Source organism: Pseudomonas sp. Irchel 3F6 (assembly GCF_900187595.1).
Classification (GTDB): Bacteria; Pseudomonadota; Gammaproteobacteria; order Pseudomonadales; family Pseudomonadaceae; genus Aquipseudomonas; species Aquipseudomonas siliginis.
Window position 1 is genome coordinate 304776 of record NZ_FYDP01000001.1, and the last position, 24657, is coordinate 329432.

Genomic DNA, 24657 nt, shown 5'->3' on the forward strand with positions numbered 1-24657 from the left:
TAACCCTTTTCAAGCGATTTATCCCTTTGCTGTGCGTCAGTAATCTGTACCCAACTTGAACGCAACAACAAAACTCCAAACTTGAAAAGGGACGCACACCATGACCACTCCAACCTACAACCGCCTGAACAAAGACGACGCTATCGTGCTGCTGGTTGACCACCAGACCGGTCTGATCTCGCTGGTGCAGGACTTCTCGCCGAACGAGTTCAAGAACAACGTGCTGGCGCTGGCGGATCTGGCCAAGTTCTTCGACCTGCCGACGATCCTCACCACCAGCTTCGAACAAGGCCCGAACGGCCCGCTGGTACCGGAGTTGAAAGAGATGTTCCCGGACGCGCCGTACATCGCTCGCCCAGGTCAGATCAACGCCTGGGATAACGAAGACTTCGTCAAGGCGATCAAAGCCACCGGGCGCAAGCAGATCATCATCGCCGGTGTCGTAACGGATGTCTGTGTAGCGTTCCCGACCCTGTCAGCATTGGCTGAAGGTTTCGATGTGTTTGTGGTGACTGACGCGTCCGGCACCTTCAACACGACCGTGCAGCAAGCCGCGTGGAGCCGCATGACTCAGGCTGGCGCGCAGATGATGAACTGGTTCTCGGTGGCCTGCGAATTGCACCGCGACTGGCGCAACGACATTGAAGGTCTGGGTAACCTGCTGTCGCAGCGTATTCCCAACTACCGCAACCTGATGAACAGCTACTCGGCGCTGACGCAGCAGAAGTAAGCCTCCCATCCAAAGCTAAAGCCTGCCTCGAAAGCAGGCTTTTGCGTTTTCTACAGAACGCCGTTCGTCCATTGCCGGGCACTTGTCACGCGCCGGCATTTCACACGTTCAGGTATCTATCGCTGAATCACATCGGAGACCGACATGGACATTGATGAAAACGCACCGGGCAACCAGTCGCAACAAGCCGTGACGCGCACCACCGACAACGAGACCGGGCACGATCCCAAGCGGGAAAATCCCGAGGTGCCTTTGCCGCCGGACGATGATGCACCGGTTGAGGAAGACATGTCGGATGTGGACGCGGCCAACTCGGTGTCAACCGAACATCCGCCGTCACGCTGATCGAGCGATTTGATCGATGCCTCCCACTCTGGAATTAGAGTGAGAGGCTCTCCCGCGCACCCTGATGCAGTTCAGTCAGCGACATCGTGAAAACCAGTTTCAACCGCCCAGGATTGGAATATCCGTGCGCTAAATCCCCGGTGGGAGCGTGCTTGCCCGCGAAGGCGGCGGCACATCCAGCATTTTCATTGACTGGTCTACCGATATCGCGAGCAGGCTCACTCCTACAGTTGATTGTGATTCATCTGGTCTCAGTAAGGGCTCGCGGTCGGGCGCACGATCAGTTCGCTGACGTCGACATCCGCCGGTTGTTCGACGGCATACGCAATCGCGCGGGCGATGGCTTCGGCGGGGATGGCGATCTTGCGGAATGACTTCATCTCTTCGCGGCCGCCTTCATCGGAAATGCTCTCGGCCAGTTCCGATTCAGTCACGCCCGGTGCGATGACGGTGACGCGGATATCGCCACCGACTTCCTGGCGCAAGCCTTCGGAAATCGCCCGTACGGCGTATTTAGTCGCGCAGTACACCGCCGCAGTAGGGCTGACCGCGTAAGCACCGATCGAGGCGATGTTGATGATCTGCCCGGCGCGCTGGCGCTGCATCAACGGCAGACTGGCGGCGATGCCGTGGAGTACTCCACGGATGTTGACGTCGATCATGCGGTTCCACTCATCGACCTTCAACGCATCCAGCCGTGACAACGGCATGACCCCGGCGTTGTTGACCAGCACATCGACGCGGCCGTAATGCTCGACGGCGAAATCAACGAAGCGCTGCACATCCTGCTGATCGGTGACGTCCAGTGCGCGGAACTGCGCGTGGCCGCCGGCGCTATTGATCCCTTCGGCAATCACTGCCAGACGCTCGGTACGCCGAGCCCCCAACACCACTTTGGCGCCACGTTCGGCGAGCAGGCGTGCGGTGGCTTCGCCGATGCCGCTGCTGGCTCCGGTAATCACGATCACTTTGTCTTGAATGTTCAGCATGATGTCGTCCTCTTCTGTGTGCCCGTGAGTGGGCCTGGAAGAAGATTAAGTGCGGCGGCTCATGGGCTATTAATCGATTCCTCCACGGGATTTGCCCAATTCTGCTGCATCGCTTTTCGACAGGTTTTCAGGCCCCGCGTGGCGCGTCCCGGTAGGCACTCGGAGTGACCCCAACTTCACGGCGGAACACCTGGGAAAAGTGGCTGGGGCTGGAGTAGCCGACTTCCAGGCCAATGTCGATCACGCTGCGTGCGGTCTCCAGCAACAGATGACGCGCGCGGCTGATGCGCAGGCGGATGAAGTATTGCGAGGGCGATAAACCGGTGGCGCGTTTGAAGGTGCGGCTGAAGTGGTAGTCGCTCAGCTCGGCGATGGCGGCCAGATGACTGAGACTGAAATCCTCCGCCAAATTCGCATTCATGGCTTCGATCACCCGGCGCAGTTTGTAGGCGGGCAGGGCGTTGTCGCGGCGCGGGTTGCTGTCGGGGTCGAGGTAATGACGCAGCAGATGGATCGCCAACGCCTGAGCCAGGCTGTGCACCAGCAGTGCGCTGGGTTGGCGCTGTTCGGTCAGTTCGACGCGCAGTTGCTCAAGAATGAAGCTGACCTGCTCGTCACGCGCACCCGACACGTCGACAAACGTCACTGCACCGGCCTGTTCGCCGAAGGCTTCACGCGCCGCGTGTTCGATCAAGCCCAGACCAAGATAAAGGTGCATGACTTCGAAGACCTCGCAACCTTCGGTTTGCCAGCGCATTTCGTAGGGTTCCCGGGTGTTGGTCAGGAAAAAATCGCCCGCCGTGACCTGGCTCGCCTGCCACTCTCCGCCCAACGAACGTTCTTCGACCCGGGCAGTGCCGGCCAGTACCAGCACCAGCAGCGGTTCGGCCACGCACGGCACGCGGATCGGCTCAAGCAGGGTTTGATGGCGGAACAGCTGCACCACCGCATCCTTGATCTGCGGCCGCGGCGTGGTCGTTTCCGCAACACCGGGCAGATGCTCCGGCATGGCTTCGGCGGCGATGCGCGCGGGCTGGCTAATTGTCGGTGTAGCGGGGCTGGCAGAGGGCACAGGACGCTCCATCAAAAGCTTCGGCTGCGAATGATTTTGAAGGTTAGGGCGGGCGAACGAGAAACTCCAGCGCAAAACTCCGACAGTCCCGGCAATCGCCCGAAAGCCCGGTGGCGGACAGTGCGCGACAGTGAAGCCGTGTTCACGACCGCGCCATCAGGCGCAACACCGATTCGCTATCGAGGAGTTAAAACCATGACTGATTTCAACCACACCCTGCCCCAAGAAGTCGCCGGTAAAGTTGCACTGGTCACTGGCGCGGCCAGTGGCATCGGCAAGGCGATTGCGCTGATGCTGCACGCTCGCGGCGCCAAGGTGATTGCCGAAGACCTCAACCCGGCTGTCGAAGCACTGGCTCGTCCCGATCTGGTGCCGCTGGTGGCGGACATCACCGAGGACGGCGCCGCCGAACGCGCAGTAGGTCTTGCCGTCGAGCAGTTCGGGCGCCTGGATATTCTGGTCAACAACGCCGGGATCATCATCAACAAAGCCGTGATCGACATGAGCCGCGACGACTGGGAAAAGATCCAGGCAGTCAATGCCACGGCCGCCTTCCTGCACTGCCGCGAAGCGGTGAAAGCGATGATCCCGAACAAGTCCGGTGCGATCGTCAATATCGCCTCCTATGCCTCGTACTTTGCCTTCCCGACCATCGCCGCCTACACCGCTTCCAAAGGTGCGCTGGCACAACTGACCCGCACGCTGGCCCTGGAAGTCATCGAGCACGGCATTCGCGTCAACGCGATCGGCGTCGGCGATGTGGTGACCAATATCCTTAATGATGTGGTCGAGGACGGCCCTGGCTTCCTCGCACAGCACGGCGAAGCAGCGCCAATCGGTCGGGCGGCGCAGCCGGAAGAGATCGCCGAGATCGTGACCTTTCTGGCCTCCGACCGCGCCAGTTTCATGGTCGGCTCGGTGGTCATGGCCGATGGCGGCATGACGGTAACGGCAGGCTGATAGCAGTGCGGCAAACCATGGGCACGTAAGATGATGTGCTCATGGTTTACCCCGATCTGACCGACGCAGAATCAGGCAAACCTGCAGCATCTTTGATCTAGTCGCCGCTGGGTAAAACTGGCTAATCTTCCTTCGCAGTTGACCCACCTTCGTCTGCTTTCGAGGCCCTTTGCATGGATAACCACGACGCTTCCATCCTCCACGACACGGCGGTGTATCGCGCCGAGCTGGTGCGCTTGCTGACCCAGCGCTTTGATGCGCCGGGCACCTACGAAACCGCGATTGCGCCGCTGCACGTGATCCGTCTCGATGGGCCGTCCGAGCTGATCCATGTCGTGCACCGCCCGGCGCTGTGCCTGATCGTGCAGGGGCGCAAGGAAGTCGGGCTGGGCGACGAACGTTTCCTCTACGACCCGTTGAATTACCTGGTGGTGTCGGTGACGTTGCCGGTGTCGGGAAGGGTGATTGAAGCCTCACCCGAGGCGCCGTATTTTTGCGTACGGCTGGATTTCGATCCGGCGCAACTGACGCAACTGATTGCCGAGTCGCCGCTGACCGGCATGCCACAGGACGCCGGGCGCGGCATGTTTCTCGACAAGATCGACGTGACATTGCTAGATACCATGCTGCGTCTGGTGCGCCTGCTGGATAACCCGCGCGACATCGGCATGCTCGCACCGATGGTGTTGCGTGAGCTGTATTACCGCCTGCTGCGCGGCCAGCACGGGCATCTGCTGTATGAAATCGCCGTCAGCGATTCGCAGACCCACCGGGTCACGCGGGCCATCGACTGGCTGAACAAGAATTTCACTGAACCGCTGCGCATCGACGCGCTGGCGCAGGTGGCCAATCTGAGCAATTCGGCGCTGCATCACCGCTTCAAAGCCGTCACCGCCATGAGCCCGCTGCAATATCAAAAACAGCTGCGCCTGCAAGAGGCGCGGCGGCTGATCATCAATGAAGGGCTGGACGTCTCGAGCGCCTGCTACCGCGTCGGCTACGAAAGCGCTTCGCAGTTCAGCCGCGAATACAACCGCCAGTTCGGCTGCCCGCCGTCCAAGGAACTCAGCCGCCTGCGCCAGACCGGCTGATTACCGCGGGTGTCCCGCCCATTCATCACGAAACCCCAGCAGAAAATCCACAAACGCCCGCACCCGCTGCGGCACGTAGCGGCCGTGCGGGTAGAGCAGGGTGTAGGGGCGCGAACGTCCGGCGTACGGCTGCAGCACTTCAATCAGGCGGCCATCGGCGAGTTCCTGCTCGACGATGAACCGGTAAGTCTGAAACAGCCCGGCGCCGTGCTTGGCCAGCGTCACACCGCCGAGCACATCGTCGGAGCAGGAATAGCCACCGTCGGAAATCACTTCCAGGTCTCGGCCGTTTTCCTGAAACAGCCAGGAAATCCGCCGCCCGCTGCTGGGCAATTCGAACTGGATGCACTCATGCGCAATGAGATCGTCGAGGGTCTGCGGCGTGCCGGCTCTATGCAGATATTCGGGGGCGGCAACCACTACCAGGGCGGCGTCTTCCAGCAGGCGCGCGATCAGGGTCGAGTCCGGTTGCGCGCGTACGCGTATCGCCAGGTCGTAGCCTTCTTCAACGAAGTCGATATTGCGATTGCCCAAGTGCACGTCGACCGTGACCTCGGGGTACAACGCGCGAAATTTCGGCAGCAGCGGCAGGATGCGGTGATGCCCGTAGGTGGTTGGCAGGCTGATGCGCAGTCGCCCCGACGGCGATGTCTGCGCGCCCATGACTTCCTGCTGCGCTTCGACCAGTTGCGTCAGGGCCTGGCTGCATTGTTCGAAGAAGCTGCGTCCGGCGTCGGTGAGGCGGATGCTGCGCGTGGTGCGCGCGAACAGTCGCGAACCCAGGCGTTGCTCCAGACGCAGAATCGACCGGCTCACCGCAGCGGGCGTGACCCCGGCCAGTTGCGCGGCGGCGGTGAAGCTGCCGGCTTCGGCGGCCAGGCAGAACAGTTCGATACTGCCTAACTGCAAATCTTCAAAATGGCGTTTCATTGTGGCTCGCACCGAGGATCGACGGACGTTCATCCTCTGTGTACCACAACCAACGACGCCGCCGGTATCCACCGGCGGCGTTGCAGGGTTTCGATCAATGGCCGGCGCTCTGGCCACCGTCGACATGCAGGATCTCGCCAGTGACGAAATTCGCCCCGTCGAGGTAGAGGATCGCTTGCACGATGTCGTCGATTTCACCCATGTGGCCGACCGGGTGCAGGCTGCCCAGCGCCTGATGGGTTTCCTCAGCGTGCATCGGCGTTTTGATGATGCCCGGCGATACCGCGTTGACCCGGATGCCGCGCTTGGCGTACTCGATGGCCAGGGATTTGGTCGCGGCGTTGATGCCGCCCTTGGTCAGCGACGCCAATACCGAAGGCACGCCGTCGATTGCATGATCGACCAGGCTGGTGGTGACGCTGACGACGTGGCCGCTGCCGTGTTTTTCCATCTCGGCGATAGCCAGTTGCGAGATGTAGAAGAAGCCGCTCATGTTGGTCGCCACGACCTGGGCATAGTCCGCCTGGCTGTAAGCGGTGAACGGCTTGGCCAGAAAGATCCCGGCATTGTTGACCAGCGTATCGACGCGACCGAAGCGGGCAACGGCGGCGCGAATCACGCGCTCGGCGGTTTGCGGATCGGCAATGTCGCCGGCAACGGTCAGGACATCCGGGTCACTCGACTCTTTGATCGAGCGCGAGGTTGCGACCACTTGATGGCCAAGGGCGCGAAAGCCTTCGACCAGACCTGCACCAATGCCTTGTGAGGCGCCGGTGATGACAACTACTTTTTTCGATGTGCTCATGATGATTTCCTCTGTCGCTGGCCCGTCAGGATGGCGGGTGGCTGTTGGAGGAGACTTTAGGAAGTTGCGCGGAGTTGATAAATGGGGGCTGAGGTACATCATTTGTACTTCGGTGTATCTAATCAGAACGGCCTGCACGCGCTTTTGTAGGAGTGAGCCTGCTCGCGATGGCGTCATTTCAGTCGATAAAAGTGTCGGCTGACATGACGCCATCGCGAGCAGGCTCACTCCTACAGGGGGCCGCGTTCGATTGTCCTGTTAAGGTGGACGGTGAAACCCTTTTCAAGCGATTTATCCCTTTGCTGTGCGTCAGTAATCTGTACCCAACTTGAACGCAACAACAAAACTCCAAACTTGAAAAGGGACGCACACCATGACCACTCCAACCTACAACCGCCTGAACAAAGACGACGCTATCGTGCTGCTGGTTGACCACCAGACCGGTCTGATCTCGCTGGTGCAGGACTTCTCGCCGAACGAGTTCAAGAACAACGTGCTGGCGCTGGCGGATCTGGCCAAGTTCTTCGACCTGCCAACCATCCTCACCACCAGCTTCGAACAAGGCCCGAACGGCCCGCTGGTGCCGGAGCTGAAAGAGATGTTCCCGGACGCGCCATACATCGCTCGTCCAGGCCAGATCAACGCCTGGGACAACGAGGACTTCGTCAAGGCGATCAAGGCCACCGGGCGCAAGCAGATCATCATTGCCGGTGTGGTAACGGATGTGTGCGTAGCGTTCCCGACCCTGTCGGCGCTGGCGGAAGGTTTTGATGTGTTCGTGGTGACTGATGCGTCCGGCACTTTCAACACCACTGTTCAACAAGCCGCGTGGAGCCGCATGACTCAGGCTGGCGCGCAGATGATGAACTGGTTCTCGGTGGCCTGTGAGCTGCACCGCGACTGGCGCAACGACATCGAAGGCTTGGGCAATCTGCTGTCGCAGCGCATCCCCAACTACCGCAACCTGATGAACAGCTACTCGGCGCTGACGCAGCAGAAGTAAGTTCACCACCCACGAAAAAGCCTGCTTTTAACAGCAGGCTTTTTTTTCCGACGGCTGCGGCCAACTTGGTTGCTCTGTAGCTTGACCCACCGCTTTCGCGAGCAGGCTCGCTCCCACAGTTGACTGTGTTCGCTCAGGAGAAATGCAATTTCCTGTGGGAGCGAGCCTGCTCGCGAAGACGGCGGCACAGTCACCCGAGCAATTCACTGATCCACTGCATCTCTTGCTTCAGCGCAAGAATTTTGTCCTCCGGCAACGTCTGTTGCGCTCTCGTAAACTGCCCCAACGTCTTTTGCCGCTGCTTGAGCCTGCGTTGCCATTTATGCAGAAATGCCGGGCAGCGTGCCTGCAGATGCAGCGGTCCGAAAAACAGTTCCCTGGCATCGTAAGTCACCGGATCAGAGCCGCGCTCGGCAACGATAATTTCATAGTCGAAGCGATTCTCGTGCAGCACTTCTTCGCAAACGATGCGGTAGCCGTTGTCCATCAACCATTGGCGCAGCGTTTGCTCGCCGCCGTTGGGTTGCAGGATCAAGCGTTCTTGCCCGCTGAGATGGGCTTTACCACTGTCGAAAATATCGCGAATGGTTTCGCCGCCCATGCCGCACAGGGTGATGGCGCTGATGGCGTCGCCAGGTTTGATTGCCGTCAGACCATCGGCCAGGCGCACGCTGATCTGGCCGTGCAGGTCGCTTTCGTTGACGGTGCGTTGCGCCGCGTGGAATGGCGTCAACGCGACCTCGCCAGCGACCGCTGCTGTTATCAGGCCCCGGCGCAGCAAGGCCACCGGCAGGTAAGCATGATCGGAGCCGATATCGGCCAGTCTCGCGCCGAGCGGCACATGGGCGGCGACGCGCTCAAGACGCATGGACAATGTCTGTTGGTTCAACGCAAACCCCTGTTCACCCTGCGGTGGAAAAAGGGGTGCGACTCTGGCGAGCAACGCTGGCGCTGTCAATTACGTGATGGAATTACTCGAACCATCGGCAGCACGGCGCTGCCGATGGGCGCTTGCGCTTAGCCGGCGAGGGTTGCGTTGTCGATGACGAAACGGTATTTCACATCGCCCTTGAGCATGCGCTCGTAGGATTCATTGATCTGGTCGGCACGGATCAATTCGATGTCGGAAACGATGCCGTGCTCGGCGCAGAAATCCAGCATTTCCTGGGTTTCAGGGATGCCGCCGATCATCGAACCGGCGATGGTGCGGCGCTTCATGAGCAGGTTGAACACGTTCGGCGACGGATGCGGCGAGGCGGGCGCGCCGACCAGGGTCAAGGCGCCGTCGCGCTTGAGCAGCACAAGGAAGGCGTCGAGATCGTGCGGCGCTGCGACGGTATTGAGGATGAAGTCGAAGCTCTTGGTGTGTGCCGCCATTTCCTCGGCATTGCGCGACACCACCACTTCATCCGCCCCCAGAGCCGTGGCCGCTTCACGCTTGGATTCGGAGGTGGTGAACGCGACCACGTGGGCGCCCATGCCGTGGGCCAGTTTGATGCCCATGTGACCCAGGCCACCGATGCCAACCACGCCGACTTTCTTGCCGGGTCCGGCGTGCCATTGGCGCAGCGGCGAATAAGTGGTGATGCCGGCACAGAGCAGTGGCGCGACGGCGGCCAGTTGCGCCTCGGGATGACGGATGCGCAACACATAGCGCTCGTGCACGACGATGTTTTGCGAGTAACCGCCGAGGGTCCAGCCCGGTGCGTCCGGGGTCGGAAAATTGTAGGTGCCGATCATGCCGTCGCAGTAATTTTCCAGACCGGATTCGCAGTCATCGCAGTGCTGGCAGCTGTCGACGATGCAGCCGACACCGACCAGATCGCCGACCTTGTAGTCCTTGACGTGATCGCCGACCGCCGAGACGCGGCCGAGGATTTCGTGGCCGGGGACGCAAGGGAATTGCGTGCCGGCCCATTCCGCGCGCACCTGGTGCAGGTCGGAATGGCAGATGCCGCAGAAGGCGATATCGATCTGCACGTCGTGCGCGGCTGGCGCACGGCGTTTGATCTGCATGGGCTCAAGGGGTTTGTCGCCAGCGTGGGCGCCGTAGGCTTGTACGAGCATGTGAGCATCCTCCATGGGTTGTCGGACGCCCATTGTTGCGCCTGGGTCGGAGCGCGAAGTAGTGCATTTCTGTGAAATGCTTGCCTGATTCTGCTGTTGATTGCGCAACCGACAGGCAGCCGATGGCGACGGCTGCCTGTTCAGGCTCAACGCGGATTGGGCTGGTCGTCCATCTCGGCGTTATCGGTTTCCTGACGTACGCGCTCCGGATCCAGCCCGGTACTGTCATCATCCAGCGGGATTTCGCCTTCGTTGTCGGGCAGTTCGTCGATGCCGCGTTCCTTCATCGGATCGACCTCGGTACGCCCCGGACTCAGCGGGTCGGGCGTGGTTGGGAGCGGATCGTCACCTTGCTTGCCTTGATCGTTATTCATCTCACACCTCGTCATGGCCGTTTTCTACGGCTTGTGCAGGTTGGAGGTGCGGGCGATTTTCGCCGTTCGATTTTTTTGCCTGCCTTCGGTCGCCTCGCAAAAAAGCGGAATTTCTCCGACGCGCGCGGCTCCATAAACCAACAGCCAGAGGCGAGGACGCAATGATGAGCAGCTCATTCAAAGTCGGCGATACGGTGCGCTGGAATTCCGAGGCCGGCGAGATTCACGGCAAAGTGGTCAAGGTGCACACCCGCGACACCGAGTTCATGGGCCGCCACCGGCCAGCCTCGAAAGACGCGCCGCAATACGAGGTCAAGAGCGACAAGACCGGCCACCTGGCCATGCATCACGGCGACGCGCTGAAGCACGCTTAGAAACGTGCCAGTCGGTAGGCGTCGGCATTCGGCAACTCGCCGGCCGCGCCTGAGACCATCTGCCCGATCAATTCCGCCGTCACCGCCGCCTGCGTCAGGCCCAGATGCTGATGACCGAAGGCAAGCAAGACCTTGCCGGCGCAAACCTGATCGATCACTGGCAGCGAATCCGGCAGCGACGGACGAAAGCCCATCCACGGTGTGGCGCCATCAGCGTTCAGGTCCTTGCGAAACAGGCCTTGGCTCAGGCGCTGCAACTGCCAGGCGCGCGCCATGTTCGCCGGCCGCTCCAGTCCGGCGAATTCGACCGTGCCGGCCAGGCGCAGGCCTTCGCGCATCGGCGTCATGATGAATTTGCGTTCCAGCGAGGTGACGGGGAAGGGCAGGCGATCATGCTCGTTGGGCAGCATCAGGTGATAGCCACGTTCGGTGTCCAACGGTACTTGCTTGCCGGTCAGAGCGGCGGTGAGTTTCGCCGAATGCGCACCGCAGGCCAGTAACACGCGGCTGGCCGTTACGCCGCCATTGCCGGTCATCAACAAGACACCGTTTTCCTGCACGTAGCCGCCCTGAACCTGCTGTTTGAGAAAACTCACGCCGCTGCTGCGAGCCGACTCGACCAGCGCACACACCACGCGATAAGGGTCAAGGAAATGCCCGGTTCGCGGGAAAAACAGTCCGCCCTGAATTTGCTCGCTGAGCTGCGGCGCCGTTTCGCGGATCGCCCCCGCTTGCCAATAGTCCACCGGCACCTGCTGCTGATGCAGTCGTGCCTGCAAGGCTTCGATGGCCTGCCGGGATTCAGGTTTTTCGAAGACCAGTAACGAGCCGTCAACCTTGAGCAGATCGGTGCGCTGGATATCGCTGAGCAAGCGCTGCCACGCGTCGAGGCTGCTTTCGTTGAGCGCGCGCAAGCCGGCGACGGTTTTCTGAAAAGGCTCGGGCCGCAGATTCAGCAGCAATCGGGTGAACCACGGCAGGGCGCGCGGCAGGTATTTCCAGTCCAGACGCAGCGGCCCCATCGGGTCCATCAGCATGGCCGGCAAACGCTTGAGGATCGAAACATCAGCAATCGGAAACACCTGCTCGGTGGCCAGATGCCCGGCATTGCCGAATGAAGCGCCGTGCCCCGGTTCCTGCTGATCGATGACCACCACACGCAAACCCTGGCGGGCCAGGCGCAGTGCGCAAGCGACGCCGATGATCCCCGCGCCGACCACCGCGATGTCGTGCGAAGGGTTATTCGCCATGGTGTGTCGCTTCCCGTTGGCCATCGAGCAAGCGCCGAAGGTTTAGCGGATTGGTCTGTTGCAGCGCCGTCGGCAGCAGGCTGTCGGGGAAATCCTGATAGCACACCGGCCGCAGGAAACGCAGGATCGCCGCAGTGCCCACCGAGGTGCTGCGCGCATCCGAGGTTGCCGGGTAAGGCCCGCCATGCACCATCGCATCGCAGACTTCCACGCCGGTCGGCCAGCCATTGACCAGCAAGCGCCCGGCCTTGCGCTCCAGGGTAGGCAACAACGCGCGCGCCAGTGCAAGGTCGGCGTCGTCCATGTGCAAGGTCGCGGTCAGTTGACCTTCCAGATGTTCGCAGACCTGACGAATTTCCTCGTCACTGCTGCATTGCACGATCAGCGCTGTCGCGCCGAAGACCTCGGCTTGCAAGCTTTGATCGGCAAGAAAATCCGCTGCATCGGTGCTGAAGACATGCGTCTGACACTGATTCGGGGCGCCGCCGACTTGGCCAACCGCTACCGCGCGTGCACGGGGATTGTCTTGCAAAGCCGTCACGCCTGCTTGATAGGCGCCGAAAATGCCAGGCGTGAGCATGGTTTGCGCCGCGCTGCGCGGGATCAGTTCCGCTATCGCGCCGAGAAACCCGTCGAGCGCCGGGCCTTTGCGGGCAATCAGCAATCCCGGGTTGGTGCAGAACTGCCCGGCGCCCAGTGTCAGCGACGCGACAAATCCTTCGGCCAACGCCTGCGTCCGATTTTCCAGCGCGGCGGGAAACAGCAAAACCGGGTTGATCGAGCTCATTTCTGCATACACCGGAATCGGCTCGGGCCGCGCTTGCGCGGCTTTCATCAAGGCCAGTCCACCAGCCCGCGAGCCGGTGAAACCAGCGGCTTTGATGCGCCAATCACTGACCAATGCGATGCCGACTTCGTACCCCGAATCGAACAACAAGGAAAACACGCCTTCGGGCAGAGCGCAGGCCCTGACCGCTTGCGCCACTGCGCGGCCGACCAGTTCGCTGGTGCCGGGATGCGCGCTGTGCGCCTTGACGATCACCGGGCAACCAGCCGCCAATGCCGCAGCGGTGTCGCCACCGGCCACGGAAAATGCCAGGGGAAAGTTGCTCGCACCAAACACCGCGACCGGCCCCAAGGCAATCTGTCGTTGCCGCAGGTCGGAGCGCGGCAGTGGCTGGCGTTGCGGTTGCGCATTGTCGACGCGCACATCCAGCCATTCACCCGCGCGCACCGTACGGGCGAACAGGCGCAATTGCGAGCAGGTGCGGCCACGCTCGCCTTGAAGGCGTGCAGGTGGCAGACCAGTTTCGGCGTGGGCGCGTTCGATCAGTTCATCGCCAAGGTTTTCGATGTGCTCGGCAATGCTTTCGAGAAATGCCGCACGGCTGCTCAGGCTGGTTTCGCGATATTCGTCTTGTGCTGCCCAGGCCAGGGCGCAGGCCTGTTCCACTTGTTCGGCTGACGCCCCGGCATACTGTGGTTCAAGTGCCTGGTTGGTCGCCGGATCAATCGCGCGAAAGGCTGGACGATTACCGGTCACGGCTTGCTGGCCGATCAGCATGTTGCCCGTCAGAGTCATGGTGTCTTCCTGTGAAATGAGCGAGGCCTGCCGCGAATCGTGATGACTCGCAGCAGGTGGTGGTCAGGCGAAGTTCTGTTCGGCAGACCAGTTCTCGTACCAGTGACGGAACAGCGAATACTGCTTCTCGGCATAGCGCCGTTGCGAGTCGCTCAGCGCATCGGTTTCGTTGAAGTGCAGGGTGTATTCCTTGTCGCCGTTGAGCACCATCAAGTGCTTGTAATACAGCACCAGATCACAGCCTTCGTCGAACGACGACAGCACCGCCAGCGCCGATTCCAGCTCCCGCGCCTGACGTCGGGCCTTGGCATCGCCTTGCGCGGCCTGCTTGCTCAGCGCGACCAGTTGCAGCACTTCGCGAGGAAGGGCGTTGCCGATACCGGTGATGGCGCCGGTAGCGTTGCAGTTGACGAAACCGTGCACCACTTGCGTGTCGACACCGACCATCAGGGTCACGTCATCGTCCTTGGAGGTGATGTTCTCAGCCGCGTAGCGCAGGTCTGCGCCCCCACCAAATTCCTTGAAGCCGATCAGGTTCGGGTATTCGCGACGCAGTTCGAAAAACAGATCGGCGCGGGTGGCGAAGCCGTAGTAAGGGCTGTTGTAAATCACCGCCGGCAAGTTCGGTGCGGCTTGCAGGATGGCAGCGAAGTGGGCCTTTTGCGCCGTCGCCGAAGCACCACGGGACAGCACGCGCGGAATGACCATCAAGCCTTGCGCGCCGACTTTCGCCGCATGCGCTGCGTGGGAAACCGCTTCACGGGTATTCACCGCACCAGTGCCGACGATGGTCGGCACCCCGGCGGCGACCAGGCGCGCCACACCTTCCTGACGCTCGGCTTCAGTCAGCAGCGGCCAGTCGCCCATCGAGCCGCAATAGACCACGGCGCTCATGCCGATATCAATCAGCTCGCGCCCCTTGCTCACCAGCGCATCGAAGTCCGGTTTGCGCTGGGCGGTGCACGGGGTCATCAGGGCCGGCATGCAACCGGTGAAGATGTTGTCGCTCATGGTTCAACTCCTTGGCATTTCGTTTGATTCGAAGTGAAAAATCGGCGTGGCGGCTCAGATGCCCCACGCGAACGGGTCGCTGTCGTCGATCAGCAAGGTGCTGTCGGCGGTCATGTAGGCGCGGCCGGTGATGAACGGGCGAATGCGTTCACCTTCCCATTCGAAGCGGCCTTCGAACTGGCTGCCGGTGATGCTCGCCTGGATCCACGGTGCGCCCGGTTGCAGCTTGTCGTCGGCTGCCAGGCAGGCAAGTTTGGCGCTGGTGCCGGTGCCGCACGGTGAGCGGTCATAGGCTTTGCCGGGGCACATGACGAAGTTGCGGCTGTCGGCCTGATCGTCATCGGCGAACAATTCGATGTGGTCGATGACCGCACTGTCTTCGCCGAAGATGCCCTGATCTTCCAGCGCCTTGAGCATCGCCCAGGTGTACGCCGTCAGGTGTTCGACGTTGTCCATGGTCAGGGTCTGGCCATGCTCGGAAACCAGAAAAAACCAGTTGCCGCCGTAGGCGATATCACCGACTACGCGACCAAAACCGGGCACGTCCACTGGTACCTGTTTGCGATAACGGTAAGCGGGCACGTTGCCCAGAGTGACCGAGCCATCGTCGTGCAGCGTCGCGCTGACTTGCCCCACCGGTGTGTCGATCTTGTGCACGCCCGGCTGGATTTTCCCCAGATGCTGCAACGAATTGATCAGGCCAATGGTGCCGTGGCCGCACATGCCCAGGTAGCCGGCGTTGTTAAAGAAGATCACTCCGCAGGTGGCATCAGGCGAGACCGGCGGGCAATACAGCGCGCCGACCAGCACATCGTTGCCGCGTGGCTCGAGCAGACAGGCGCGCCGCCACTGGTCATGCTGGTTGCGCAAGGCATCGCGTTTCTCGACCATGCTGTTGCCGGACAACTCGGGGAAGCCGCTCATCACCAGCCGTGTCGGTTCGCCGCCGGTGTGGGAATCAATGACGTGTACTCGTTTCATGGAGAGATCCCGTTGGATGATTTCAGTAGGCGCCGGCAGGGCGGGCGGTGACGGTGGACGAGGGCGTAGGGCTTTCGCTTTCTTCGTCCTCGTCGTCCAGGCGCAGCAGATGGGCAGGCACGCCGGTTGCTGCACCCCAGTAGTAAATGCCGGTGGCGCAAGCGGCGACGACGATCGTGTCGAACGGATGGGCGAGGATGCCCAGGCCACCGAAGGTGCCGAGTTTCGACAGCACGATGGTCACCGAGTAGAAGGCGATCAGCCACGCCGATGAACGCACCTGACGCGCCAGACTCAGATGGGCGGTGGGCACAAAGCGGCCACAGAACAGGTAGATGACAAACATCAGGATCTGCAGGCCGAGCAGCCACGACACGGTGTTCCAGCCCGACCAGTAGACGATCAGCGCGGCGATGATGAACGACACCGGCCCAAGCAGGCCCATGCTCCTGACCCGAAACGGGCGCGGCATGTCCGGCGCATTGCGCCGCAGCGCCGCAACCGACACCGGCGCCACCGCATAGCTCAACACCAGCGCGGCGGAGACCACGTTGATCAGCGCTTCCCACGACGGGAATGGCAGGGTCCAGAACACCGACAGGGCGAAAGTCAGCCACAGCGCCGGACGCGGGATGCCGGACTTTTCATCGATGTGGGTGAAGACCTTGAAAAAGGTGCCGGTCTGCGCCCAGCCGTAGATCACTCGCGGCGTGGCGTTCATGTAGATGTTGCCGCAGCCGCTCGGCGAGATCACCGCATCGGCGACCACCAGATACGCCAGCCAGCCGACACCGAGCGCCAGGGCGATGTCGCGATAGGGCAGGGCGAATTCCTTGCTGATACCGGCCCAGCCGTTGGCGAGCATTTCCGTCGGGATGCTGCCGAGAAAGGCCATTTGCAGCAGCACGTAGATCAGAGTCGACAGCAGCACCGAGAGAATCAGCGCGATGGGAATGGTGCGCTGTGGATTTTTCACTTCGCTGGCCACGGAAATGATCGGCGTCAGGCCCAGGTAGGCAAAGATGATCCCCCCGGCAGAGACCGCCATCTCGACGCCCGACAAGCCGAACGGGGCGAATCCCTGAACCTGAAAGTTCTCCGGTTTGAAAAAGGTGAACAGCACGCCGATCACCAGCAACGGCACGATGAATTTGAACACGCTGACCAGATTGTTGGCCTTGGCGAAGGTCTTCACGCTGCGGTAGTTGAGCAGGAAAAACACGCAGAGCAGGCCGAACTGCACCAACCAGCCGAGGATCGTCGGATCGCCACTGCCAGCCTTGGTCAGGCCGGGAAACCACGCCGCCGCGTATTGGCGCGAGGCGACCACTTCGATCGCTACCAGACTGGAAAACGCAATCAGCGTAATGAAGCCCATCAGGTAGCCGAGCAGCGGGCCGTGGGAATAAACCGGGTAGCGCACCACACCGCCGGCACGGGGCAATGCCGCGCCCAGTTCGCAGTAGACGATGCCCAGCAGCAACACGGCGAAACCGCCCAGCAACCAGGAAAAAATCCCCGCCGGACCGGCAATCGCCGAGACATGGCTGGCGGCGAACAACCAGCCGGAGCCGAAGATCGCGCCGAGTCCGATAAAGGTGAGGTCGATCAATGAAAGCTGTTTTTTGAACTTGCCTTGGCCTGACATGGCATCGCCTTCTTGTGAGTTATTGGATAGGCAGTTGTGTCACGGGGACGAGCAGACTTTGCACCGCTCGGCAGTGGCGGCGATTGATGTTTTATGCCGGGATCGATGACGAATTCAGCACAATGGCGCCGATGAATGCGCGGCCTCGACAGGGTCGCGACGTTGCTGCAATCTGCTGGCGAGTGACATTTGCGGTGGTTCAATTCGAGGGGAAGTCTTTGATGCAGTCAGCGTTTTCGATCCTGTGCCAAGGCACTGACGGCCTGCGTCCGCAGACCCTCGAAGCGATGGTCGCGGGTGCCGCGCAGCTGTTGCCGATACTCGATGTGATCCCGAATGCGGCGATCTTCATCAAGGATCTGCAAGCGCGCTATGTGCTGGCCAACCGCACGCTGGTGCAGCGTTGTGGCTTGAAAGACCTGCGCCCATTGCTCGGCAAAACCAGTGCGCAGGTTTTCCCGGCGCAGTTGGGCCCGGGTTACACCGAGCAGGATCGCAAGGTGCTGGAGGAAGGTTTTGTGTTGGAGGATCAGCTCGAACTGCACCTGTATGGCAGTCGCGAACCGGGCTGGTGCCTGACCCACAAGCGGCCGATCTACAACCGTGACGGGACGATCATCGGCCTGGTGGGGATCTCGGTGGATCTGCAGTCAGCCAGCGAAACCCACCCGGCGTTCGAGCGCCTGGCGGCTGTCGATGAATACATTCGCGGCAACTTCAACCGGCGGGTGACGCTGAGTGAACTGACGCGGATCGCCGGGATTTCCGTGGCGCAACTGGAGCGCTATTGCAAACGCGTTTTCCACCTGACACCACGGCAGATGATTCAGAAAGTCCGCCTGGAACATGCGCATCGATTGCTGCACAGCGACTTGCCGATTACCGAGGTGGCGCTGCAATGCGGCTACACCGATCACAGCGCTTTCACCCGTCAGTTCAAAGCCTCGACCGGGTTTACACCACGCGAATACCGGCAAGCCACCGGGCATTAGACCAACACGGCCAGCCAGGCCGAGAGCAGCAGAAGAAGGGCCAGTGCCGCGTTCATGCGCTTGAACGCTTGCGGTGAGCTGAGCAACCGCGCGCTGCCAACGCCGAGAAGTGCCCAGAGCGTCATGCACGGCAACGACACCAGCAGAAACGCCAGCGACAACACCAACAGGCGCAGCGTCTTGTCGCCGCCGCCGACGAATACGCTGACCACCGCCACAGCCATCATCCATACCTTGGGGTTGACCAGTTGCAGCAGCGCCGCGCCGAATACGCTCAAGCTTTGTTCCTGCGATTTCGGGTCCAGGGATGGCGGCGGGCTGCGAAAGATCTGCCCCGCCAGCCAGCTCAACCAGAGCACGCCAGCCCAGGCCATCGCTTGCTGCACGCGCGGAAAGCGCAGCAGGGTTTCACCAGCACCGAGCCCGACCACCAGCACGATCAGCGCCGCCGCCGCGCAGGCGCCGAAAATGATCGGCAGCGTGGCGATCAACCCGCGCCGCGAACTGTGGCTCAACACAAGAATATTGGTCGGCCCCGGCGTGATCGAAGCGACGAAAGCAAACAGCAGAAAGGGCAGTAAAGAAGCCATGGTGAAAATCCTGAAAGTCGAAACAGGGCACCATGATCGTCAGCGGGCGGGTCTCAGTCTGGAAGATTTGAGCAGCGTTTGCGGTAGTCCGCAGGGGTCAATTGATAGGCGCGGCGGAACCAGCGACCGAGATGACTTTGATCGGCAAAACCGAGCACGCTGGCGACCTGCGCTGGCGTCTCGCCGCGTGCGAGCAATTGCCGCGCCTTGGCCAGGCGCAACTGGATCAGGTAAGCGTGCGGTGCAAGACCGAACGCCGCCTTGAACGCGCGTGTCAGGCGAAAGCGATCAACGCCACAGGCTTGCGCTAGGTCGTCGAGGCCGATGTCTTCATAGGTGTGGGCATGCAGATAGTCCCGCGCAACCTGGGCAACCAGTGGCAGGCGCGGATCGAAGTCCTGACGCTTGCGCCAGTCGAGGTGGCGGGTGAGGGACGCCAGCAGGCCATCCAGCGCAGTCTGCCGGACGATGCGCAGATCGCCGTCATGTAACGCGTGGAAGGCTTGCACGATCGCAGTCGACAGGCGCGGATCGTGGCTCAGGGTGTCGGCAAAGCCTGGCTGACTGTCGGCGGGCGCCTCTTCGAACAGCGCGTGCAGTTCGCGCTCCAGCCAGTGCGGATCCAGATACAGCATCGAATAGGTAAAGCCGTCCTCGGTCGGCGCATGGCCATCGTGGATTTCTCCCGGCTCGAGCAGAAACACATGCCCCGGCGTACTGCGATGACGCACCCGGCGACAGTTGAATTGCTGGACGCCTTGCTCGGTAACGCCGACGAGAAAGCTGTCATGCCAGTGCGGATCGTAGGCATGCCCACGGAAATGCGCACGAATCGACTCGATCCCGGTATCGACATCCTGGGAGAGAGAGATCCAGTTGCGTTTGTCCATGGGACGATTCCATAGGGCGGTTGAGCAGGGGCGTTTCTAAAATACCGCGTGGGGGAGAAGAGTGTTTAGAAGATTTGTGCAGGGGCGCAGGGGGATCGAGTCAGGCAATGTGCCTTGGATGGGAGGGGGACCAGAAAACACAGACGAAAAAAAACCGCCTTCGCGGGGCGGTTTTTCAATCCTCGGTTTGGAGCCGAGGCCATGTGCTTCACTAGCCACACCAACATGTCCGCGCATGGTATTAAGTTTCTCCCGTCAGTGCAACGTAGGTTTAGCGTGATGTGGGAGGTTTTTTCGGAGCGGCCAGCGCATGCAACTGAATTCAGATCTGTCAATAAACATTGTCAGAAATACGATTTTACAAAGGTTCAGGCGTAGCCGCAGGATAACCTTGGTTACTCGGGTTTTCTCTTCTGATTTCTGCGTTAAGATGCCCGCGCTCATCTTGTTGGTAGAGCAGTGAGGTTTGGCTGGGGGGCGCAAAAGGTTTCACGCCCTCTGACGCGGATTCGCACCCGCGCCGGAATGATGTCTCGGAGGGATTTCAACCGGCCGCCTCACTAGCTACACCAACATGTAGGCTGAAGGCACGCATGGTCCGGTAAGTTTGCTGGAGGTTTGGCCGCCAGCCCTGGAGGCCAAAACGTATGAAGCTTTTGCTGCGTACGCTGAGCCTTGTATGGAGATTGTTGAAAGCTTTGCGCTTTTACGAGTTCCTGCGAGATCACTTTGACGACTTGAAATAAGGGTCGTCTGAGTGGGAAAGACCCGTTTCGGTTTCGATCGATTCGGGTCTTTTTTTTGCTTGCGTAAAGCTGTCAGAAATACGATTTGTCAGTTTTGTGCTTTAGACTTTGTAGGGCGTTTCGTCTGGACGCGTAAGCACCAGCTTAACGGTTAGGTAAGCAGCTGCTTTTACTCAACTCATCATTGATTGCGTCAATAACAACCATTAAGTCAATGAAGTTCCCATATCCACGGTGCAGCGTAAGATCGGCTCCATACCTAACCACTGCACCTCGGAGCACATCATCATGAAACGCCAGACTATCCTCGGTATCGCTTTCTCGGTTTTTGCACTGAATGCCTTCGCCGCCACCGAAACCGACCCACTGTTCAGCGACGCGATCGCCTCCACTCAAACGGACCGCTTGTTCAGCGACGCAGTAGCCGCCACCGAAACCGACCCGCTATTCAGCGACGCAGTTGCCGCCACCGAAACCGATCCACTGTTCAGCGATGCAGTAGCCTCTGACGGTTCCGATCATCTGCAAGGCAATCGGGTCGCCGAAGGTGGCGCTGACCGTCTGCTCGAACGTCGCACCGCTTGAGCGCAACCATGAGCATCGATAACGAATGCCGCCTCAACCACAGGCGGCATTCGTTCTGTTCATGCATCAGAACTCTGCTCTAAACCGCACTCGGCAACACAGCCTTGTCCCGATCGCGGCCCTTGAACGTCGCCCAGAAACACAGCAGCACCGCCACGGAAAAACCGGCTGGAAATAGCCAGATACTTCTCCAGTCATGGCCCGCACTCGAAGTGAAGTGGTCAGTAATCCGTCCCGCAATCCAGAAGCCAATCAACATGCCCAACCCGTACGTGGCCAAGGTGATCAGACCTTGCGCCGAACTGCGGAAGCGTTCCGGTGCTTTTGCATCGGTGTAGATCTGCCCGGACACGAAGAAGAAGTCATAGCACACGCCGTGCAGGGCAATGCCGATCAGCAGCATGAATGCCTGATCGTCGTTATTGCCGAAGGCAAACAGCACGTAACGCAACGCCCAGGCAGCCATGCCGACCAGCAGGGCGATCTTGATGCCGAAACGATGGATGAACAGCGGCAACAGCAACATGAACAGCACTTCCGACACCTGACCGATGGCCATCTTCGCTGTCGGGTTGGTCACGCCGATCTCCGCGAGAAACGGGTTGGCGTTCTGGTAATAGAAGGCCAGCGGAATGCAGATCAGGATCGAGGCGAGAAAGAACACCAGATAGCTGCGATCCTTGAGCAAACCCCACGCATCGACGCCGAGCATCTGCTTGAGGCTTGATGAGCCCGCTGCGCTTTTCAGCGGCGCAGTGTTCGGCAGACTGAAGCTGTAAAGCCCCAACAACAGCGACGCGACGGCGGACATCAGGAACGTATTGCGCAAGCCTCCCGCCGCGATGCTTTGTTGCGAGTCCCAGGCGAACACGAAGCTGATCACCACACCGGCGACAATCCAGCCCACTGTGCCCCATACGCGAATGCGCGAGAACTCTAGCGCCGGGTCTTTGATCTGGCGGAACGCCACGGCGTTCACCAGCGCCAATGTCGGCATGTAGACCATCATGTAGGCGAGCACATAGGGATAAAACGCGCTGAAGTCTGCGGCGCGATAGAGCTGATAGAGCAGCACCGCGCCCTGCAGATGCAGCACCGCCAGAATGCGTTCGGCATTGAAAAACCGGTCGGCAATCAAGCCAATGACAAACGGCGCCAGAATCGCACCCCATGATTGCGTGGCGAAGGCCATGCCGACCTGGCCGCCGCTGGCAGCGAGCGTGGTGGCCAGAAAAGTGCCGAGGGTGACGAACCAGCCGCCCCAGATAAAGAACTGCAAAAACATCATCACGCTCAGTCGCGCATTCATTACGTTCATTTCAGATCACCGTATTGTTTTTATGTCGGTAACGCGGATGAATCAGTCGTCGGTCAGGCCGAGCAGGCGCCGGTTGGAAGCGGCATCGGCGCTGACCCCGGCGAAATCGTCGAAGGCCTTGGCGGTCTTGCGGATCATGTGTCGCTCGATGAACGCCGCGCCTTCCGCCGCGCCCTGTGCAGAGTCTTTCAGGCAGCATTCCCACTCCAGCACGGCCCAGCCGTTGAAGTCGTATTGGCACAATTTGCTGAAGATCGATTTGAAATCGATCTGGCCGTCGCCCAGCGAGCGGAAGCGCCCGGGACGCTCGACCCAGCCCTGATAGCCGCCGTAGACGCCGGAGCGCGCATCGGGGCGGAACTCGGCATCCTTGACGTGGAACATGCGGATGCGTTGGTGGTAACGGTCGATGAAGCCGAGGTAATCCATTTGCTGCAGCAGCAGGTGGCTCGGGTCATAGAGAATTGCGGCGCGGGGGTGATGATTCACCGCCTCAAGAAACTGCTCGAACGACGCGCCGTCATGCAAGTCTTCGCCGGGATGGATTTCGTAGCACAGATCAACGCCGGCCTCTTCGAAGCAATCGAGGATCGGCAGCCAGCGCTTGCCCAGTTCGGCGAAACCTTGCTCGACCAAACCGGCCGGACGTTGCGGCCATGGATAGACGTAGGGCCAGAGCAGGGCGCCGGAGAAGGTCGCATGGGCCTTGAGTCCGAGACGCTGGCTGGCACGGGCCGCCAGTTTCAACTGCTCGATGGCCCACTCGGTGCGCTCCTGCGGCTTGCCGCGCAGCGCTGGCGGGGCGAAGTCGTCGAACAGACTGTCGAACGCCGGATGCACAGCGACCAATTGCCCTTGCAGGTGCGTCGACAGCTCACTGATCACCACACCGGCGCGGGCGCAGACGGCGATGAGTTCGTCGCAGTAATCCTGGCTTTCAGCGGCGCGCTGCAAATCGATGAACCGCGTGCCGAGGGTCGGTACCTGAATGGCTTTATAGCCTTGCGAGGCTGCCCACTCGGCGATGTTGGCGAGGGAGTCGAAAGGCGCTTCGTCGGCGATGAATTGCGCGAGGAAAATCCCCGGACCTTTCAGGCCAGTCAAATTTTGCTGATCACTGTTCATTGTGCTGGGCTCCTGTCAGTGGGCCGGGTATCTCGCTCCACTTTTCATTGCCAAGGTGATTGGCGATGGCGGTTTCAATGAAGGCCATGCCGCGCAGGCCGGTCTCGATGCCCGGTATGCCCGGGGCCTGATGGCCTTCGACGCCTTGAACAATCGCCTCGGCGAGATCGCCGTACAGGTTGGCCATCGCTTCCAGATAACCCTCGGGATGCCCGGCGGGCAGGCGCATGCGCTGACTGGCAGCGTCACACAACCACGGCTGACCGACTCCGGATCGCAGAATACGCATCGGTTCATTCAACGGTCGATGAATCAGACTGGCCGGCTCTTCCTGACGCCATTCCAGCCCACCCTTGTCACCGTAGACGCGGATCTTCAGCGGGTTTTCCTCACCGGCGCAGACCTGGCTGGCGAGCAATACACCACTGGCGCCGTCGCTCATTTTGAACAGCATCGCCACATCGTCATCCAGTTGCCGACCCTCGACATGCGAACCGAGCATTGCGCTGATGAACTGGATCGACTGGCCGGCAACGAACTCGGCGAGGGAAAACGCATGGGTGCCGATGTCGCCAATGCAGCCGCCGATCCCGGATTGCGCCGGATCGTCGCGCCAGCCGGCCTGCTTGTTGCCTTGCCCGGCGAACTCGGTGCTGAGCCAGCCTTGCGGGTACTCGACGATGACTTTGCGCACGTGCCCGAGCACGCCGCTGGCGACCATTTCGCGGGCCTGCCAGACCATCGCGTAACCGAGGTAGGTGTGCGCCAGCCCGTAAATTCGCTGGCTGTTGATCACCACCGAATGCAGCGCCTGCACCTCGGCGAGATTCAGCGCCGCGGGTTTCTCGCTGAACACGTGAAAACCGGCGCTCAATGCCTCACGGGCAATCGGTGCGTGCAGATGATTGGGGGTGACAATGACCAGCAGTTGCATGCGTTGCTCGGCGGGCAGGGCGGCCTCGCGAGCGAGCAGGGTTTGCCAGTCGCCGTAACAACGTTCGGCGGACACTCCCAGGGTCGCAGCGGTGCGCTGATTATTCTCCGAGTCGCGGCTGAACGCGCCACAGACCAGTTCGAAGCGTCCATCGAGGCCGGCGGCTTGCCGGTGGGCACGGGCAATGAATGAACCTTCACCGCCTCCGACAAAACCCATTCTTGTTTTTTTTGCGGCAGCGTACATGGCGGTCCTCTCGGTAGCT

25 protein-coding genes are annotated in these 24657 nt (G+C 60.8%); 8 read left to right on the forward strand and 17 right to left on the reverse strand.

Annotated elements, in window-relative coordinates:
- Positions 1-100 precede the first annotated feature (100 nt).
- Together ycaC (CKW30_RS01310) and CKW30_RS01315 are read left to right on the forward strand one after the other, a co-directional pair.
- Positions 101-730 carry an isochorismate family cysteine hydrolase YcaC gene (gene ycaC, locus CKW30_RS01310; RefSeq protein WP_016774235.1) on the forward strand — a complete coding sequence of 210 codons (630 nt, stop codon included), beginning with the start codon at positions 101-103 and terminating at the stop codon, positions 728-730.
- Positions 731-874: 144 nt separating this feature from the next.
- Positions 875-1075 carry a hypothetical protein gene (locus CKW30_RS01315; protein WP_095179589.1) on the forward strand — a complete coding sequence of 67 codons (201 nt, stop codon included), beginning with the start codon at positions 875-877 and terminating at the stop codon, positions 1073-1075.
- Between the two features lie 251 nt (positions 1076-1326).
- Here CKW30_RS01315 and CKW30_RS01320 read toward each other — a convergent pair whose 3' ends face one another.
- Together CKW30_RS01320 and CKW30_RS01325 are read right to left on the reverse strand one after the other, a co-directional pair.
- Entirely contained in the window at positions 1327-2064 is a 738-nt protein-coding gene (locus CKW30_RS01320; protein ID WP_095179590.1) for an SDR family oxidoreductase, read from the reverse strand.
- Between the two features lie 127 nt (positions 2065-2191).
- Positions 2192-3073: an AraC family transcriptional regulator gene (locus CKW30_RS01325; RefSeq protein WP_095180277.1), complete on the reverse strand. Its 882-nt coding sequence runs from the start codon at positions 3071-3073 to the stop codon at positions 2192-2194.
- Between the two features lie 258 nt (positions 3074-3331).
- Between CKW30_RS01325 and CKW30_RS01330 the strand changes: the two genes are divergently transcribed.
- Together CKW30_RS01330 and CKW30_RS01335 are read left to right on the forward strand one after the other, a co-directional pair.
- Positions 3332-4096, forward strand: coding sequence for an SDR family NAD(P)-dependent oxidoreductase (locus CKW30_RS01330; protein WP_056784713.1), 765 nt, complete (start codon positions 3332-3334; stop codon positions 4094-4096).
- A 173-nt stretch (positions 4097-4269) separates the two neighbouring features.
- Complete coding sequence (locus tag CKW30_RS01335; RefSeq protein WP_095179591.1) at positions 4270-5187, forward strand: AraC family transcriptional regulator; 918 nt, start codon at positions 4270-4272, stop codon at positions 5185-5187.
- Here the strand turns inward: CKW30_RS01335 and CKW30_RS01340 are convergent, their stop codons facing one another.
- Both CKW30_RS01340 and CKW30_RS01345 read right to left on the reverse strand, forming a co-directional pair.
- Positions 5188-6117: a LysR family transcriptional regulator gene (locus CKW30_RS01340; protein ID WP_016774233.1), complete on the reverse strand. Its 930-nt coding sequence runs from the start codon at positions 6115-6117 to the stop codon at positions 5188-5190.
- Positions 6118-6211: 94 nt separating this feature from the next.
- Complete coding sequence (locus tag CKW30_RS01345; protein ID WP_016774234.1) at positions 6212-6922, reverse strand: SDR family NAD(P)-dependent oxidoreductase; 711 nt, start codon at positions 6920-6922, stop codon at positions 6212-6214.
- A gap of 373 nt (positions 6923-7295) precedes the next feature.
- Here CKW30_RS01345 and ycaC (CKW30_RS01350) point away from each other — a divergent pair, with 373 nt between their 5' ends.
- The gene (gene ycaC, locus CKW30_RS01350; protein ID WP_016774235.1) at positions 7296-7925 is read left to right on the forward strand and encodes an isochorismate family cysteine hydrolase YcaC; all 630 of its coding nucleotides are present in this window, start codon (positions 7296-7298) and stop codon (positions 7923-7925) included.
- Positions 7926-8115: 190 nt separating this feature from the next.
- On the opposite strand, the gene CKW30_RS01355 is transcribed toward ycaC (CKW30_RS01350), so the two are convergent.
- From CKW30_RS01355 to CKW30_RS01365, 3 genes are all read right to left on the reverse strand, one after another.
- On the reverse strand, positions 8116-8814 hold the full coding sequence (locus CKW30_RS01355; RefSeq protein WP_305885241.1) for a tRNA (adenine(22)-N(1))-methyltransferase TrmK: 699 nt from the start codon (positions 8812-8814) through the stop codon (positions 8116-8118).
- A gap of 128 nt (positions 8815-8942) precedes the next feature.
- The gene (locus CKW30_RS01360) at positions 8943-9992 is read right to left on the reverse strand and encodes an NAD(P)-dependent alcohol dehydrogenase (protein WP_095179593.1); all 1050 of its coding nucleotides are present in this window, start codon (positions 9990-9992) and stop codon (positions 8943-8945) included.
- Positions 9993-10138: 146 nt separating this feature from the next.
- Positions 10139-10366, reverse strand: a complete 228-nt coding sequence (locus CKW30_RS01365) for a hypothetical protein (RefSeq protein ID WP_056784730.1) — start codon at positions 10364-10366, stop codon at positions 10139-10141.
- 164 nt (positions 10367-10530) lie between these two features.
- Here CKW30_RS01365 and CKW30_RS01370 point away from each other — a divergent pair, with 164 nt between their 5' ends.
- Entirely contained in the window at positions 10531-10740 is a 210-nt protein-coding gene (locus CKW30_RS01370; protein WP_095179594.1) for a DUF2945 domain-containing protein, read from the forward strand.
- Here the strand turns inward: CKW30_RS01370 and CKW30_RS01375 are convergent.
- The 5 genes from CKW30_RS01375 to CKW30_RS01395 form a co-directional block, all read right to left on the reverse strand.
- Entirely contained in the window at positions 10737-11990 is a 1254-nt protein-coding gene (locus CKW30_RS01375; protein WP_095179595.1) for an FAD-binding oxidoreductase, read from the reverse strand. The two genes, CKW30_RS01370 and CKW30_RS01375, sit on opposite strands and share 4 nt — an antisense overlap.
- A complete protein-coding gene (locus tag CKW30_RS01380; protein ID WP_095179596.1) occupies positions 11980-13572 on the reverse strand; it encodes an aldehyde dehydrogenase (NADP(+)) in 1593 nt (530 codons plus the stop codon). The genes CKW30_RS01375 and CKW30_RS01380 overlap by 11 nt, the downstream gene beginning before the upstream one ends.
- Before the next feature lie 63 nt (positions 13573-13635).
- Complete coding sequence (locus CKW30_RS01385; protein ID WP_056784739.1) at positions 13636-14583, reverse strand: dihydrodipicolinate synthase family protein; 948 nt, start codon at positions 14581-14583, stop codon at positions 13636-13638.
- Positions 14584-14637: 54 nt separating this feature from the next.
- The gene (locus CKW30_RS01390; RefSeq protein WP_056784741.1) at positions 14638-15564 is read right to left on the reverse strand and encodes a 4-hydroxyproline epimerase; all 927 of its coding nucleotides are present in this window, start codon (positions 15562-15564) and stop codon (positions 14638-14640) included.
- Positions 15565-15586: 22 nt separating this feature from the next.
- On the reverse strand, positions 15587-17212 hold the full coding sequence (locus tag CKW30_RS01395; protein WP_095179597.1) for an APC family permease: 1626 nt from the start codon (positions 17210-17212) through the stop codon (positions 15587-15589).
- Positions 17213-17433: 221 nt separating this feature from the next.
- On the opposite strand from CKW30_RS01395, the gene CKW30_RS01400 reads away from it, so the two are divergent.
- Positions 17434-18204: an AraC family transcriptional regulator gene (locus tag CKW30_RS01400; RefSeq protein WP_095180278.1), complete on the forward strand. Its 771-nt coding sequence runs from the start codon at positions 17434-17436 to the stop codon at positions 18202-18204.
- Here CKW30_RS01400 and CKW30_RS01405 read toward each other — a convergent pair.
- Together CKW30_RS01405 and CKW30_RS01410 are read right to left on the reverse strand one after the other, a co-directional pair.
- On the reverse strand, positions 18201-18794 hold the full coding sequence (locus tag CKW30_RS01405) for a LysE family translocator (protein ID WP_095179598.1): 594 nt from the start codon (positions 18792-18794) through the stop codon (positions 18201-18203). The two genes, CKW30_RS01400 and CKW30_RS01405, sit on opposite strands and share 4 nt — an antisense overlap.
- 53 nt (positions 18795-18847) lie before the next feature.
- A complete protein-coding gene (locus CKW30_RS01410) occupies positions 18848-19684 on the reverse strand; it encodes an AraC family transcriptional regulator (protein WP_095179599.1) in 837 nt (278 codons plus the stop codon).
- A gap of 1034 nt (positions 19685-20718) precedes the next feature.
- Here CKW30_RS01410 and CKW30_RS01415 point away from each other — a divergent pair.
- A complete protein-coding gene (locus CKW30_RS01415; protein ID WP_056784752.1) occupies positions 20719-21015 on the forward strand; it encodes a hypothetical protein in 297 nt (98 codons plus the stop codon).
- Between the two features lie 79 nt (positions 21016-21094).
- On the opposite strand, the gene CKW30_RS01420 is transcribed toward CKW30_RS01415, so the two are convergent.
- Genes CKW30_RS01420 through CKW30_RS01430 form a run of 3 tightly spaced genes read right to left on the reverse strand, consistent with a single transcriptional unit; the run spans position 21095 to position 24611 of the window.
- Positions 21095-22333, reverse strand: a complete 1239-nt coding sequence (locus tag CKW30_RS01420; protein WP_095179600.1) for a nucleoside permease — start codon at positions 22331-22333, stop codon at positions 21095-21097.
- Between the two features lie 42 nt (positions 22334-22375).
- Complete coding sequence (locus CKW30_RS01425) at positions 22376-23458, reverse strand: sugar phosphate isomerase/epimerase (protein ID WP_056784758.1); 1083 nt, start codon at positions 23456-23458, stop codon at positions 22376-22378.
- Positions 23448-24611 (reverse strand): Gfo/Idh/MocA family protein, encoded by a 1164-nt coding sequence (locus CKW30_RS01430; RefSeq protein ID WP_256584122.1) that lies wholly within the window; start codon positions 24609-24611, stop codon positions 23448-23450. Before CKW30_RS01430 ends, CKW30_RS01425 begins: the two co-directional genes overlap by 11 nt.
- Between the last annotated feature and the right edge of the window lie 46 nt (positions 24612-24657).

Excerpts from the sequence above, each read along its gene's own strand:
- ycaC (WP_016774235.1), top strand. The coding sequence starts at position 101 with ATGACCACTCCAACCTACAACCGCCTGAACAAAGACGACGCTATCGTG.
- CKW30_RS01315 (WP_095179589.1), top strand. The coding sequence starts at position 875 with ATGGACATTGATGAAAACGCACCGGGCAACCAGTCGCAACAAGCCGTG.
- CKW30_RS01320 (WP_095179590.1), bottom strand. The coding sequence starts at position 2,064 with ATGCTGAACATTCAAGACAAAGTGATCGTGATTACCGGAGCCAGCAGC.
- CKW30_RS01325 (WP_095180277.1), bottom strand. The coding sequence starts at position 3,073 with ATGCCGGAGCATCTGCCCGGTGTTGCGGAAACGACCACGCCGCGGCCG.
- CKW30_RS01330 (WP_056784713.1), top strand. The coding sequence starts at position 3,332 with ATGACTGATTTCAACCACACCCTGCCCCAAGAAGTCGCCGGTAAAGTT.
- CKW30_RS01335 (WP_095179591.1), top strand. The coding sequence starts at position 4,270 with ATGGATAACCACGACGCTTCCATCCTCCACGACACGGCGGTGTATCGC.
- CKW30_RS01340 (WP_016774233.1), bottom strand. The coding sequence starts at position 6,117 with ATGAAACGCCATTTTGAAGATTTGCAGTTAGGCAGTATCGAACTGTTC.
- CKW30_RS01345 (WP_016774234.1), bottom strand. The coding sequence starts at position 6,922 with ATGAGCACATCGAAAAAAGTAGTTGTCATCACCGGCGCCTCACAAGGC.
- ycaC (WP_016774235.1), top strand. The coding sequence starts at position 7,296 with ATGACCACTCCAACCTACAACCGCCTGAACAAAGACGACGCTATCGTG.
- CKW30_RS01360 (WP_095179593.1), bottom strand. The coding sequence starts at position 9,992 with ATGCTCGTACAAGCCTACGGCGCCCACGCTGGCGACAAACCCCTTGAG.
- CKW30_RS01365 (WP_056784730.1), bottom strand. The coding sequence starts at position 10,366 with ATGAATAACGATCAAGGCAAGCAAGGTGACGATCCGCTCCCAACCACG.
- CKW30_RS01370 (WP_095179594.1), top strand. The coding sequence starts at position 10,531 with ATGAGCAGCTCATTCAAAGTCGGCGATACGGTGCGCTGGAATTCCGAG.
- CKW30_RS01375 (WP_095179595.1), bottom strand. The coding sequence starts at position 11,990 with ATGGCGAATAACCCTTCGCACGACATCGCGGTGGTCGGCGCGGGGATC.
- CKW30_RS01380 (WP_095179596.1), bottom strand. The coding sequence starts at position 13,572 with ATGACTCTGACGGGCAACATGCTGATCGGCCAGCAAGCCGTGACCGGT.
- CKW30_RS01385 (WP_056784739.1), bottom strand. The coding sequence starts at position 14,583 with ATGAGCGACAACATCTTCACCGGTTGCATGCCGGCCCTGATGACCCCG.
- CKW30_RS01390 (WP_056784741.1), bottom strand. The coding sequence starts at position 15,564 with ATGAAACGAGTACACGTCATTGATTCCCACACCGGCGGCGAACCGACA.
- CKW30_RS01395 (WP_095179597.1), bottom strand. The coding sequence starts at position 17,212 with ATGTCAGGCCAAGGCAAGTTCAAAAAACAGCTTTCATTGATCGACCTC.
- CKW30_RS01400 (WP_095180278.1), top strand. The coding sequence starts at position 17,434 with ATGCAGTCAGCGTTTTCGATCCTGTGCCAAGGCACTGACGGCCTGCGT.
- CKW30_RS01405 (WP_095179598.1), bottom strand. The coding sequence starts at position 18,794 with ATGGCTTCTTTACTGCCCTTTCTGCTGTTTGCTTTCGTCGCTTCGATC.
- CKW30_RS01410 (WP_095179599.1), bottom strand. The coding sequence starts at position 19,684 with ATGGACAAACGCAACTGGATCTCTCTCTCCCAGGATGTCGATACCGGG.
- CKW30_RS01415 (WP_056784752.1), top strand. The coding sequence starts at position 20,719 with ATGAAACGCCAGACTATCCTCGGTATCGCTTTCTCGGTTTTTGCACTG.
- CKW30_RS01420 (WP_095179600.1), bottom strand. The coding sequence starts at position 22,333 with ATGAACGTAATGAATGCGCGACTGAGCGTGATGATGTTTTTGCAGTTC.
- CKW30_RS01425 (WP_056784758.1), bottom strand. The coding sequence starts at position 23,458 with ATGAACAGTGATCAGCAAAATTTGACTGGCCTGAAAGGTCCGGGGATT.
- CKW30_RS01430 (WP_256584122.1), bottom strand. The coding sequence starts at position 24,611 with ATGGGTTTTGTCGGAGGCGGTGAAGGTTCATTCATTGCCCGTGCCCAC.